This window comes from Algibacter sp. AS12, from assembly GCF_046736315.1.
GTDB classification, from domain to species: Bacteria; Bacteroidota; Bacteroidia; order Flavobacteriales; family Flavobacteriaceae; genus Algibacter_B; species Algibacter_B amylolyticus.
On record NZ_CP151841.1, the window covers coordinates 4,086,251 to 4,099,669 of the forward strand.

Genomic DNA, 13,419 nt, shown 5'->3' on the forward strand with positions numbered 1-13,419 from the left:
AGCAAAAGTAGCCAACACCTTAATTAAACTATGTTAAACTTTAATTAATACTGCGTATTTAATTGGAAGCTCACCTCGTGTCCTGTAAATTTTTGCGCTAAACTATTTATAGCACTTTCTTTTAATTGTAAAACACGAGGATACCCGCCTGTAGTTTGACAGTCTCGCATTAAAATAATGAGTTTTCCAGAGGGCGTTAATTGAACCGTTCCCGGAAGCACTACCGAAGTTATTATAGCCTCTAAGGTATTCGATAAGGGCTCATTTAGTTGATACGCCATTCTATTATTATCTTTTGAAATAGTAAACCTCGCAGAAAGCAATTGTTTTTGTTGAACAACCGAGAGTAAATCGAATTCAGGGCCTTTAAAAACAGGAAGTACAGCTGATTCTAAATAGCTTTGTTGTATTCGAAGCCTAGAATTGTGCTCACCTGCTTCAACTGTTACACTATTTAAGTCTAATTCATCATGCTTTTTAAGCACATGATGAGGCGTAATACCTTTATACATACTTCTGCTACCCATAACAGGTTTTATTTGAAAACCACCTGAAACAGCTAAATAACAGCGCACGCCTGTTTGTAATGTCCCAAAAGTCAATACATCATTAGAGTTTACTTTAATTAATCTATTATTGGATAGCGGTACATTATTTAATTTAGGACTTATATCTGCTCCAGATAAGCAAATTTTGGTGGCACCATTAAATTGTAATGTTGGCCCTGTAATAGTTATTTCTAGAACAGCGGCGTTTTCAGAATTTCCTAATAAACCATTAGCCAATGCTGCAGCGTATTGATCCATAGCACCAGAACTAGGTACACCATACTGCTGAAAACCAAACCTACCAACATCTTGAATGCTACTATAAAAACCAGGTTTTAGTACTTTAATCATATAGCACCTCACTTTCTAACTGAAACACCTTGGCTTCCACTAAGGTTTTAATCTGGTTGTATTCTTGTAATGATATGCTGTAAAACTGAATTTTATCGCCCGCCATTGCAAAACATGGTTGCTCTTTAGTTGGATCGAAAAACGTAATAGGAGAATTTCCAATAACATTCCAACCACCTGGGCTTTCCTGTGGATAGATTCCCGTTTGATTTCCACCAATAGCCACCGCTCCTTTTTCTATTTTTAATCGTGGGGTAGATTTTCTAGGTGTAAATAACTTAGAATCTAATCCTCCTAAATATAAAAAACCCGGTAAAAATCCAATAAAATACACCGTATAAATAACAGAAGAATGTCGAGTAACAATACTTTCCTCTGAACGGTTTTTTAATTCTGAAATATGCTCAAGATCGATACCGAAATGGGAATCATAACAGACAGGGATTTTCCATAATCGAGATTCTGTTTTCAAAACATCTGTGTTTAATTGGTAAATATTTTGCAACTCAATAAACGCTGTGTTAAAATCAACAATCTCTAATCGATAAACAACTAACAATGAATTATATGCAGACCTAACCTCAAGTATACTATTAAGCTCGCTTTTTAATATTAAATCCTGAAAACGAAGCAAATCATTTAAAATAGCAGTATCTATTTCCTTTGACCATTCTATTAAAACAGAATGTTCGCCATAAGGCTTATATGTAAGTTTATAACCCAATATTAATTATCTAATTTTATAGCCCAAGGCCTTTAAGCGACCCACTAAACTTGAAACTAATTTAACAGCATCAGGATGATCACCATGCATACAAAATGTGTCCGCTTTAAGCGCCACCAATTTACCAGCTATAGTTTTAACTTTTTTATGAAAAACCATAGCATAAACATGTTCGAACACAGCCTCTGGATTAGTAATTAAAGCATTGTGCTCCCCTCTTGAAACCAATGTTAAATCGTCGTTATAATTCCTATCGGCAAACGCCTCATACATAATTTCAACATTGTTTTTTATGGCCAGTTGAGCAATTACAGAATTATAAGGCACATATAACTTGGTGGGTAATGCTAGTGCTTTTACAACTTCAACAATAACAGTTGCCGTTTTTTCATCTACTGCTGCCAAATTATACAATGCACCATGAGGTTTTATATGATGAAGCGCTACATGCGCACTCTTTAAAATGTTTAATAAATCGTTTATTTGATTTTTTACAGCCGTGTATAGCGCTACACAAGACATATCTACAATAGAGCGCCCAAAGTTTTCTCGATCGGGAAACGAAGGGTGTGCTCCTATTTTAACACTATGTTTTTTAGCAAGCTCAACCACTTGTTGCATAGAATTTAGGTCTCCCGCATGTCCTCCGCAAGCAATATTACAGGACGAGATATAAGGCATAAGTAGAGATTCATTACCCATACCCTCGCCTGTATCCACATTAATATCTATAATTTGATGCTCCACTATACTAAGTTAGCTATTCTTGATTAGAATTCAAGGCATAAATAGCAAAACTTCCTAACCAATGCCCACCTTCGTAACTATCGCCAAAAATACTTGGCAGCGAATAATTGATATGTTTATTTGCTATATTTTTTAAATGACTATACTCTGGCAAGTCTTCTGCTATTTTATTCAAGCTCCAGGCCCGCGAGAAGTTAACACCATCTAGATGTACCAATTGACCATCTGTTCTATCGGACACTACACCCACTTCTAAATTATAATTTCTATTTTTTAATTCTGGAAGAAAATCATTCAGCCAAATTTTATAATCGTTTACAGGCAATAGTCGCTTCATTAAAGCCGCCTCTTCCAGACACGGCGATAAAAAATCACTTCCGCTAGGTTCCCAAGACATTGGGCAATTTTTATCGGCTGTAAAAAAGTATAAGGCACGCGATTTAATAGCGTTTTTTAATGCTTCGTTATTAACAGTTACCGCATAATCGTAAGCAAACGATAAACCAAAGGCTGTGTTTGTATGCGTTCCCACGCGCAGTGGATAATTTAACTTTGGTAAAAATTCGATATACTTCTCTACTATTAAATTGGTTAATGGTTGCAAGTTTGCTTCTAGTTGTCTTGCCGTTTCATTGTCCCAAGTATGCAATGCTTCGGCTAGTTTTAATAACCAAGCCCAACCGTAAGTGCGCTCGAAAGATGTGTTGTGTTTTCCTTGAAAATACACTACTTCGGCTTCTATATTTTCCTTTGAAATGTTATTGAGTAGTTTCTGTTTTATTGCTGAAGCATTACTAATTTCTGGAAAGGATTTTAACAAACTTACTAAACTCCAATGCCCATGAACCGATGAGTGCCAATCGAAACACCCATAAAACGCAGGATGTAATTGCATTGGCGATTTTAAATCTTCTTGATTACCCAACGTTTGTGATAAGCGGTTTGGATACTCGGTATTAATGCAGTGTAGAGGTAAATTGGCTAATGCATTTGCTTGCTTAATATTAAGTAGAGTTGCAGGTTCTGGTTTGGTTTCGAATTTAGGAGTTTCTACTTTTGTGTTTTGATTATTTTGGCAATTAAAAACGCAAAGCGTGAGCAGTAAAAGTATAATATTTTTCATGTTATAAATTTATAATTAAATCTATTAATGAAAAAGGAATTTAAAGGGATTAAGCAGTAACAGCTACAATTGAAACCATATTAACAACTGGTAATCATCCAACCTGGAAGAACCTATTAATTTGATGCCGACTTTTTCATGGTACTCAAGTTTGTCATAAACTTAGTTTGTGGGACAATAACTTTAGTATTATTCAAATCAAGTTCTTTAACCAAATCCTCTTTTTTAAATTTTGAAAGCGCCTTATCTACAGCAGCTTTATCGCCCAATTTATATAATTCATCGGGTTCGGAAATTTTGTTTTCTTTAATTTCAAAAAGTATAGCTGCCTCTGCTTTATTAAGTTTAAAATCTTTAGCATAATCACTAATTTTTTGATCTCTATGATCTCTTATTTCCTTAGCACTACCAAGATCTTTTTTCTTATCATTTTCTAATTTAATATTGTAAAGCGCATAGTCTGCTTTTTCATTAGAGCTTTCAACCTTTTTATCGATGGTCGCTATTTCTTCGGTTAATTCATTAAACACTTTAGCGTAAATACCTTGTAAAAAAACATCGCCAAATAGGGCTGCCAACAAACAAAGACTTACAAAATAAGTGTAGTTTTTAAACCTTAAATGCTCATCAACAAAGTCTAGAATATTACTAGATACTAGTTTTAAAAACAAGGGTAAAACCGCTGCCGCAATAATCCCTAAAAATATGGGTTTTACAATACTCGTGCGATCATCTACCCCCATATCCATCATTAAATAATTCCCAATACCACCCATTGCACCGGCTATAACAGCAATAGATATTAAAATTTTAATATGGTTGGACTCTTTCATGTTGAGTGGCCTTTTAATTATGTTATGTGTAAATTTTAATCATTATTATTATCCTTACTACGTTTGCGTAAGGGACTTGGAGCCAGTTTTGCTTTTCCAGTATTTGTTAATCTTCTATAACACAAAACCCTATTAGTTGGATAAACCATAATAAATACAGCATCGCCATGTCTACCTCCTAAAGCACAAATAATTCTACAATTTAGATTGATTTATACCTATGCAATTTCAATGAATTATAAAGGCTTTAAAAGAGGAAAAACCCTATTTAGCTACAGGAAAAACCCCAATTTTTAAAGATACATGCCTATTCAAGGACATTTTTTATTAAAAAATAGTGTATTTACAACACTTTTACAGGAATAAAAAAAAACACAACTACAGCAATATATAATTGATTTTTAACACTTTACGACCCTAAAAATTCTTATATTTGTACAACTCCTCACTTTACCGAACGATTTAATAGCTATAAAAACGTATAAATTATGCATTATGTAGCTGTTGTAGACGATTTCCAACTGTTAGCTCAGGCTATGAGTACTTTGGTGAATTCTTTTAAAAATTTCCAAGTTTGTTACTCATGTAATAACGGAAAAGAAATTATTGAAAAATTAGACGCCTCCCTAAAACAACCAGATATCATTTTAATGGATGTAAATATGCCTGTTTTAAACGGCATACACGCCACTAAGTACATTAAGGATAAATACCCAAATATTAAGGTAATCGCCATTTCTGTAGAAAATAAAATAAACGATGTCTTGCAAATGCTAGAAGCTGGCGCAAAAAGTTATTTATTAAAAGATATTGAAAAAAGCACCCTAGAAATTGCCTTAACGGAAACCATAAATAAAGGCTATTACTATACCGAACACGTATCGAAAATTCTAGTAGATGCACTACATAATCAAGAAAAAAACATGACCGTTTTAAAAGAACGTGAAATTGAATTTTTAAACTACGCCTGTACGGATAAAACGTATAAGGAAATTGCAGATAAAATGTTCTTAAGTCCAAAAACGGTAGACGGCTATCGTGATGCATTATTTACTAAATTTAAGGTAAGAAATAGAATAGGCTTAGTACTCTACGCTATTAGAAACAAGCTTTTTAATCCTGAATCAAATCGTCTATAAGTCAAACTACAGAAACTATTTGTTATATATAAAAAAATCACACTTTTAATTAAAGTGTGATTTTTTTATTAACTAAATTTTTAATTTACATATCTATAAATATGGCATCGCCAATACTCTATTATATTTTTTAATATATAATTTCAGCTTTACTGTAAACAGCCAATATTTATATGATAATTTATTTGCAACTCCTTCTGATTCTGTTTTTCGAACGCTCATAACCCTGATTTTTAAACAAATATACAATTTATTTACCTTAAATTTACAATTTGTTTACATTAAATTAACATTAGAAGTGTTAATTTAAATTTATTTCTATTCCATATTGGATATAAAAACTTCAGAAAAATATAACGAAAAGAATTACTATAGCTTTATATTTGTACGAAATTATGTCGTTTTAACGATAATTAACTTGAATTTAACTACTAAAGTAATATATGGGAATAATCAAACATTACAATTTAAAACAAACTGATATTTTTATTTTTGATCATTATGTTATCAATCAAATACATGATGGGGCTATTATAAAACCTCCTGATGAAAAAGAACTTAACAAAATTATTCAAAAACATTTTAGCGGAAAAGATATGGTTTACATATCCAATAGAATGAATTCCTATACCGTAGACCCTCTTATATATCCTAAAGTAGAAGATATTCCTAATTTGGTTGCCATTGCATTAGTACCAAAAACTAAAACTATGCGTAATAATGCAGAATATGAAAAAAACTTTTACGATAAACCTTTTAAAGTTTTTTATACGCTTATGGCAGCGGTACTTTGGACTGATAAGGTATTACGTACTGAAGAAAAAAAGTAAACGCTGCAACAGCTAAAAAACAACTCTCAAATTGGTAATTACAAAACCATGATTTATAAATATATCTTTATCGTCTTCTCCATTCTTACACTGTTTGCTTGTAAAAACAAAACAGATGAAATCTCTGAAACTAGAAAGACTGTAAATCATTATTATTTTGTTAGACACGCTGAAAAAGACACCTCAAATCCTAATGATGGCAATCCAACATTAACGAAAGAAGGATTGTTACGTGCCAAAAACCTAAGCAACATTTTAATCGCCGTTAATATTGATGCGGTATATTCAACAAACTACAAAAGAACACTACTAACGGCTAAACCAACTGCAGATAAAAACGACTTGGAAACAACTGTATACAAACCAAATGAACTTGATGTTGCAGAAATATTAAAAGCACAAAAAAACACTTTAATAGTTGGCCATAGTAATACCATACCTAAATTAGTGAATAGTATCATTAATAGTGAGGTTTACAATAAAAATGATGATAACGATTTTGGGAATTTATATCATGTTGTAATTACTAATGGTGAAGTTTCAGATTATGAATTGAGACGTTATTGATGAGATTTTGATTTGATACTATTTTTTATTTTTTCATAATCGCCGTTAGTCCCAGACTAGCGGTATCGGGGGAAAATATCATATATTTTTAGAAATACCACAGTCTTGTGGACCAATAGCGTAAGTAAATGGTTTTTCATGATTTAGTAAAATAAAGTAATCACAAAAATTATAATACGGATGACCATATCCTGAAAGAGCAGGTAACTTTTGAACTTTTTCTACATTAAAAGAGTTAACTAAAACACTGTGTTCCATGTATCCATTCCTTATATAACTTTCACCAGCTATTTTTTTAAACTTAATATTTAAACCTAGCGTATATAAATTTTCTGTTCCACTTTTATGAGGCCCAAAAGTAACATTATCAGAATATTCTATGTATTCAACAAAAATTTTGCTTCCATATGCTTTCTTAAAAGGCTTTTCGAATTCTGAATTATGATGATAAACTACATAACCATATTTAAAAAAACTTCCATATTTCTCAAATGGATGCTCTTGAAAAAAACGTGCACTTTCTGTATTAAAATTGATATCATTCATAACATTAGAAGTATTCTTCTGATTAGTTATTATTTTTTTAATATCCTTTGAACTATTACCTGAAATTTCCTTAGTATTAGAAACTTCATCATAAATTTTTTTATCATTACTTTCAAGGTTTTTTAATGAAGAATCTAATTCTATTTTATGAGTATTAAATTTTTCATCTATATCCTTATTAGTTTTATTTATATTATCTAATTTTCCTTCTGATCGTGTTTGAAATTCTTCTGTATTTTTATTATCAGCTGAAGTAGCTAAATATGTGACTATTAAAGTTGAAATTCCTAAAAAAAGTGCTAATAATCCTAACATTTTATTTTTTTTTGATGATCTTAAATTTTCAATAAGTCGCTTTATATTCACTATAATTCATTTTTCTCAAAATTACACTTTAGTCCATCTTTTTTAAACTAAACATTTATAAAGTTTTAAACAATTAAATGTTTCCCCGCTACCGCTAGTCTGTGACTAGTGGCGATAACAAATATTAACCCAACCAACCATCACGATCTAAACTACGATATTGAATAGCCTCACTAATATGCGAACCATTTATATTTTCACTGCCTTCTAAATCACAAATAGTACGTGATACTTTCAAAATTCTATCATACGCGCGAGCCGATAAATTTAAACGTTCCATGGCGGTTTTTAATAACTGCTTTGAGGAGTCATCTAAAACACAATGTTTTCTAATTTGTTTCACATTCATTTGTGCATTATAATGTACACTATCAGAATCTTCAAAGCGCTTAGTTTGCACTTCTCTAGCTTTTGTAACTCGTTTTCTAATATCTACCGAGGTTTCTCCTTTTCTGTCGTCACTCAACTTATCAAACGGCACTGGGGTTACTTCAATATGAATATCAATTCTATCCAACAAGGGACCAGAAATTTTTCCCATATAACGTTGCATTTCTGCTGGAGATGATGTTATTGGCGCATCTGGGTCATTAAAAAACCCACTCGGACTCGGATTCATACTAGCAACCAACATAAAAGACGATGGGTAGGTAACCGTAAATTTTGCTCTAGAAATAGTTACCTCTCTATCCTCTAATGGCTGTCTCATCACTTCTAAAACCTCTCGCTTAAATTCGGGTAATTCATCTAGAAACAAAACCCCATTGTGCGATAATGAAATTTCTCCGGGTTGCGGATAACTTCCGCCGCCAACAAGCGCTACGTTGCTAATGGTATGATGAGGGCTTCTAAACGGACGTTGAGCCATTAAACCTGTATCTTTTACGCGCCCTACAACCGAATGAATTTTAGTGGTTTCTAAAGCTTCATGCAACGTCATTGGTGGTAAAATGCTAGGTAAACGTTTTGCTAGCATAGTTTTACCTGCACCAGGAGGACCAATTAAAATAATGTTATGGCCACCAGCAGCTGCAATTTCCATACAACGTTTTATGCCTTCCTGTCCTTTAACATCGGAAAAATCGAACTCAGGAAAATCTAAACTTTTCTCAAATTCTTCTCGCGTATTTATTATGGTTTGCTCTAGAGGTTCGCCTTTATCAAAAAAGTTAATGACTTGCTCTATATTATCAACGCCGTAAACTTCAAGATTATCTACAATGGCGGCTTCTTTGGCATTTTGCGAAGGCAGAATAAAGCCTTTAAAACCTTCTTCTCTGGCTTTTACAGCAATGGGTAATGCGCCTTTTATGGGTTGTAATCCGCCATCTAAAGATAATTCGCCCATAATAAGGTATTTGTCTAGGTCTTCGGCTTTAATTTGATCTGTAGATGCTAGAATACCAATGGCTAAAGTTAAATCGTATGCACTTCCCTCCTTTCGTAAATCGGCAGGCGACATATTAATTATAATCTTTTTTCCTGGAATTCTATAGCCGTTATTTTGAAGGGCTGCCGCAATTCTGAAATTACTTTCTTTTATAGCGTTATCGGGTAATCCTACCAGATGATACCCTACACCTTTATCTACATTTACCTCTACAGTTATGGTTGAAGCCTCAACACCAAATACAGCACTAGCAAAAACTTTTTTAAGCATAAAATTTAGTTTACCCCTTAAATGTAAGAAATGTATTTTAATTTTAACACTAAATCATCGGCTTCTCTCTCAACCATTTTATAACGAGTACTCAATTTTTATGGCTTATATAATACTATTTCGAGAGAAATATTCTGCTTCTTTATAGTTTAAAAAGGTCCTCTTTATCAACTAAAACATTAATCCGTCAAAATAATTGGAGTAAAAAAAATCGACAAGAAGTAAATATGTTAGATAAAATACTTATTTTTGTAGCAGTAAAATTTTACGATTCACTTAAATTATGTTTTAATTTTAAACCTATTTTAAGAAATCATAAAATAAATCAGCCCCAAATGACTCTATACAAAAGCTTGCTTTTGATGCTCTTCTCTCGTAATTCACTATGTGAAACAAAGACTCAAAAGCCCTTTTATATTTCCTATTATAATCAATCATTTATTGGTAGAAGTACACTTGGCGCATTTTTTTGTACAATTTAAAAGTTTAATAACCTGATAAAAATCATGATGCCATAACAAGAGATTCTTTTAATTTGCCCAAATTAAAGAATCTAAAGTTAGAACAGACACCTACTAAATGTTTAACTTAAAGTTACCCAAAAATATAATCTTCATTGCTAAGAAATTAGCATTTATCTGCATCTTCTTATGCGTGGGTAACATTGTTAATGCTCAAAAAATAGCTGTACCCGAAAATATTCAGGCGGCACTATTAACCAAAGTTTTAAAATATAACCCTCAAATACCCCAAAACAATAAAATTAAAATCTTAGTTGTTTATAACAATAACACTTTACTGGATAAAGACGAATTCATTAAAGGACTAGGATCTTCTATGGTTGTAAAAGCCATTACCCCAAAAGAATTAGAGAAAAACATTTCTGGTTTCCAAGTAGTTTATTTCATGGAAGGCATACATGGTTTTTCTGATCTATGTAAAGCTAATAAAGTTTTATCAGTAACCGCTACAACTCGATTTGTAGAGGAAGGCGAAGTTTCCCTCGGATTTGGAATTGAAAATAGTAAACCTAAGATATTGGTGAATTTAACATCGTTAGATATGGAAGGTCAATCATTCTCTTCAGATATATTGAGAATTGGAAAAATTTTTAAATGAAACAAGTTATGAATTTTAAGGAAAAAATACTTTTGTTCATTATCATCATAACATCAACGTTATGCGTTAAAACCTTTGCTCAACAGGACAAAGTGTATAATGAAATGACTCTTGAGGAGTTGTTGGATATAGATGTTGTTGTAACCGCTTCTAAACACCCAGAAGATTTATTTGAAACCCCCTTATCTACAACTATTATTAGTAAGGAGGAAATAAGTAATTCTGGTGTAGCTAGTATTCCTGAGGCACTTCGATTATCTCAAGGATTGATTGTTAGAGAAATAACCCCTGGTAATTATGATATTCATATTAGAGGGTATGATGATATTACAAAAAATGTATATTTAACATTGTCTTATAATACAACCATATTGGTTATGATTGATAATCGAATTGTATATAGTTATTTTAGTGGTGGAACATTTTGGGAAACCTTACCTGTAGATTTAAATGATGTTGAAAGAATTGAAGTGGTTAGAGGTCCTGCATCTGCTTTATATGGCCCTAATGCTGTTACGGGTGTAATTAATATTATTACCTCTCATGCCAATAAAAAAGGAAAAAATATTACTGTAAATACCCAAATGGGAACTAATAATGCAACGAATTCTAGCTTAAATATTGGCTATAATTGGGATGACAAGACAAAACTAACGTTCTCTGGTAATTTTTCTGAACGCTATCGTTTTGATAGTAAGTACTATGATTTTATTAGAAAAGATTATGTAGGCGTAGATAGCTTAACCATGTTTGTGGCTCCTGTTAAAGATCATATTACCAATGAACCTTGGACCTATAATGAATACCAAAAGGAATTAGGTGCTTTTTATGATGAAGATCTTAGCTTAAGAAGAGCTGGCGGAAACATCTTTTTTACACATAATTATGGTGTAAATTCTAATATAGATATTGCTGTTGGAGCTCAAAAGTCTCAAAGTCAAAGAACAGGCTTCTTAAATTTAGCAACACCATTGTCTCAAACCGAATCAGAAAGTTATTATATAAATGCAAAAATAAAGCACAATAATTTAAGCGGACAGTTTAATATTAACTCTGGTAAAGACGAAAACAATTACCAATTTAATTCTTATAAGTTCACTAATATTGAAGGTAATATAGAGTATTTTAAAGAATTTAAAACGGTAAGTATTAGACCAGGAATTAACTATAAACATTTATCGTACAACAGTCCTTTTACCTATAAAGAAAGGTTTAGTTTTAATGACCTAAATTTCGATTTTAAAGATGAAGCACGAGAAACATCTTCTTTTTCAGCATTTATGCTAACAGAATGGAAACCTACCGAAAAACTTAGGGTTATTGGTGCTGCTCGCGTAGATAAATTTGGGTTTAACAAACACTATTTCATGAATTACGAAATAGCTTCTACCTATCGCATTAATAAAAACAATTTAGTACGTGCTGTACACTCTAAAGCGTCAAAGTCACCTTTCTTTTTTGACACCTATTTAAATGGTAATATTCAAATAAATTATGATCGAACAATAGAAGGGGTAACAGACCCCATCAACGTACCTGTTCATCTAACTATTAACGGAAAAGAGGACCTAAAATACCCTACTATAACAAGTACCGAAATAGGATGGAGAACTAAAATAACAAACAGTTTAAGTTTAGATTTGGAAATGTTTTACTCAAACGTAGATAACTTTGTAAATCCTAATGCATACCATAGTTATACCAGCGAACAAGAACTAGACGAATCTGGAGCGCCAGGAACGTTATTATCAATAAGAGCAGATGGTGCTGTTAAATTTGAAAACTACAACCTAAATGCTAGCCAATACGGTTTAGGCTTTACATTAGATTATGAATTTAGCGATAAATTTAAAGCAAAAGTTTTTGGTAATTATCAAAAAACGAACATTTCTGGCAGGAAAGATATTGATGTACAATTAACAGATATTGAATTTAGTTTTAATCCTGAAGGCGATATTTTAACAACTACATTAAGCAATACCACAAACCCTACACAATGGAGTGAAGATGCAACACCATCATTCTTTGGAGGTTTTACTTTAAACTATAAACCAAATAGTAAATGGAGCTTTAATACAGATGGTTACGTCTATTCTCAACATGAGTTTGCAAGTTATAATTACTATCAAATAAACGATTTAGAAAATCTTGAAAAGGATAAATCGCAAGTGGATATAAAAACCAACCTAGTTTTAAATGCGAAAACAACTTACCAATTAAATAAAAACGCTTTAATACATATTACCGGAAAAAACCTATTAGGAAAACATCGCGAATATGGCTTTGCAGATAACATAGGCTCTATTGTATTAATAGGCTTAAAATGGAAATATTAAATTAAAATAATTTAAACCCCCAATTTATTATGAAAAGAAAATACTTTTTAATTACAATTTTCAGCTTAGTTCTTAGCTTAATCTCATGTAGTGAGGACGAATCAACGTCGTCTAATGATATATTAAGTTCTAAAACTTGGGTTATAAAAAGTAAAATGCTTTCTCCTAGCATAGTTTACGCAGGAGTAGAAATTACAGATATCACCTTATTTGAAACCGATGAAACCAAAGACTACTCTTTTTCATTTAATTCAGATGGTACATTAGTAGTAAATGATGCTAATAACAGCGTAGTTTTAGAAACCACTTGGGAATTAAATTCAGATGAAACTGTATTAACCTTCGGAGAAACATTAATATATGCCATTCCTTTAGTAGGAGATATTGGATATTCATCAATCGACATTAAATCTATCTCATCTTCAGCAATTGTAGGTACAGTTACTATGCCTTTTGAAGATGAAGTTTATATAGTAACAATGACCTTTAAATAGCAGCATTTTATTTATCATAGTATAATATATGTTATT

General features: G+C 32.0%; 13 protein-coding genes. 6 read left to right on the forward strand and 7 right to left on the reverse strand.

Features of this window, described 5'->3' with window-relative positions; genetic code table 11:
* Positions 1–44 precede the first annotated feature (44 nt).
* The 5 genes from AAFN75_RS16640 to AAFN75_RS16660 all read right to left on the reverse strand — a co-directional run bounded on the left by AAFN75_RS16640 (position 45) and on the right by AAFN75_RS16660 (position 4,326).
* The gene (locus tag AAFN75_RS16640; protein ID WP_411807427.1) at positions 45–899 is read right to left on the reverse strand and encodes a biotin-dependent carboxyltransferase family protein; all 855 of its coding nucleotides are present in this window, start codon (positions 897–899) and stop codon (positions 45–47) included.
* Positions 892–1,623 (reverse strand): 5-oxoprolinase subunit PxpB, encoded by a 732-nt coding sequence (pxpB, locus tag AAFN75_RS16645; protein WP_411807428.1) that lies wholly within the window; start codon positions 1,621–1,623, stop codon positions 892–894. Before pxpB ends, AAFN75_RS16640 begins: the two co-directional genes overlap by 8 nt.
* A 6-nt stretch (positions 1,624–1,629) precedes the next feature.
* The gene (gene pxpA / locus AAFN75_RS16650) at positions 1,630–2,370 is read right to left on the reverse strand and encodes a 5-oxoprolinase subunit PxpA (RefSeq protein ID WP_411807429.1); all 741 of its coding nucleotides are present in this window, start codon (positions 2,368–2,370) and stop codon (positions 1,630–1,632) included.
* Between the two features lie 13 nt (positions 2,371–2,383).
* Positions 2,384–3,493, reverse strand: coding sequence for a DUF2891 domain-containing protein (locus AAFN75_RS16655; protein WP_411807430.1), 1,110 nt, complete (start codon positions 3,491–3,493; stop codon positions 2,384–2,386).
* Between the two features lie 116 nt (positions 3,494–3,609).
* A complete protein-coding gene (locus AAFN75_RS16660; protein WP_411807431.1) occupies positions 3,610–4,326 on the reverse strand; it encodes a YEATS-associated helix-containing protein in 717 nt (238 codons plus the stop codon).
* A 488-nt stretch (positions 4,327–4,814) separates the two neighbouring features.
* On the opposite strand from AAFN75_RS16660, the gene AAFN75_RS16665 reads away from it, so the two are divergent.
* From AAFN75_RS16665 to AAFN75_RS16675, 3 genes are all read left to right on the forward strand, one after another.
* The gene (locus tag AAFN75_RS16665) at positions 4,815–5,465 is read left to right on the forward strand and encodes a response regulator (protein WP_411807432.1); all 651 of its coding nucleotides are present in this window, start codon (positions 4,815–4,817) and stop codon (positions 5,463–5,465) included.
* 443 nt (positions 5,466–5,908) lie between these two features.
* Positions 5,909–6,295 (forward strand): hypothetical protein, encoded by a 387-nt coding sequence (locus tag AAFN75_RS16670; protein ID WP_411807433.1) that lies wholly within the window; start codon positions 5,909–5,911, stop codon positions 6,293–6,295.
* A 48-nt stretch (positions 6,296–6,343) separates the two neighbouring features.
* Positions 6,344–6,862, forward strand: coding sequence for a SixA phosphatase family protein (locus AAFN75_RS16675; protein WP_411807434.1), 519 nt, complete (start codon positions 6,344–6,346; stop codon positions 6,860–6,862).
* A 78-nt stretch (positions 6,863–6,940) separates the two neighbouring features.
* Here AAFN75_RS16675 and AAFN75_RS16680 read toward each other — a convergent pair whose 3' ends face one another.
* Together AAFN75_RS16680 and AAFN75_RS16685 are read right to left on the reverse strand one after the other, a co-directional pair.
* Positions 6,941–7,723 (reverse strand): hypothetical protein, encoded by a 783-nt coding sequence (locus AAFN75_RS16680; RefSeq protein WP_411807435.1) that lies wholly within the window; start codon positions 7,721–7,723, stop codon positions 6,941–6,943.
* Between the two features lie 175 nt (positions 7,724–7,898).
* The gene (locus tag AAFN75_RS16685) at positions 7,899–9,434 is read right to left on the reverse strand and encodes a YifB family Mg chelatase-like AAA ATPase (protein WP_411807436.1); all 1,536 of its coding nucleotides are present in this window, start codon (positions 9,432–9,434) and stop codon (positions 7,899–7,901) included.
* A 654-nt stretch (positions 9,435–10,088) separates the two neighbouring features.
* Here AAFN75_RS16685 and AAFN75_RS16690 point away from each other — a divergent pair.
* From AAFN75_RS16690 to AAFN75_RS16700, 3 genes are read left to right on the forward strand one after another with little or no spacing between them, the layout of a single operon-like run.
* Complete coding sequence (locus tag AAFN75_RS16690) at positions 10,089–10,553, forward strand: YfiR/HmsC family protein (protein ID WP_172625909.1); 465 nt, start codon at positions 10,089–10,091, stop codon at positions 10,551–10,553.
* 8 nt (positions 10,554–10,561) lie between these two features.
* The gene (locus AAFN75_RS16695) at positions 10,562–12,889 is read left to right on the forward strand and encodes a TonB-dependent receptor plug domain-containing protein (protein ID WP_411807437.1); all 2,328 of its coding nucleotides are present in this window, start codon (positions 10,562–10,564) and stop codon (positions 12,887–12,889) included.
* Between the two features lie 29 nt (positions 12,890–12,918).
* Entirely contained in the window at positions 12,919–13,383 is a 465-nt protein-coding gene (locus AAFN75_RS16700) for a hypothetical protein (protein WP_144117450.1), read from the forward strand.
* Positions 13,384–13,419: the final 36 nt, after the last annotated feature.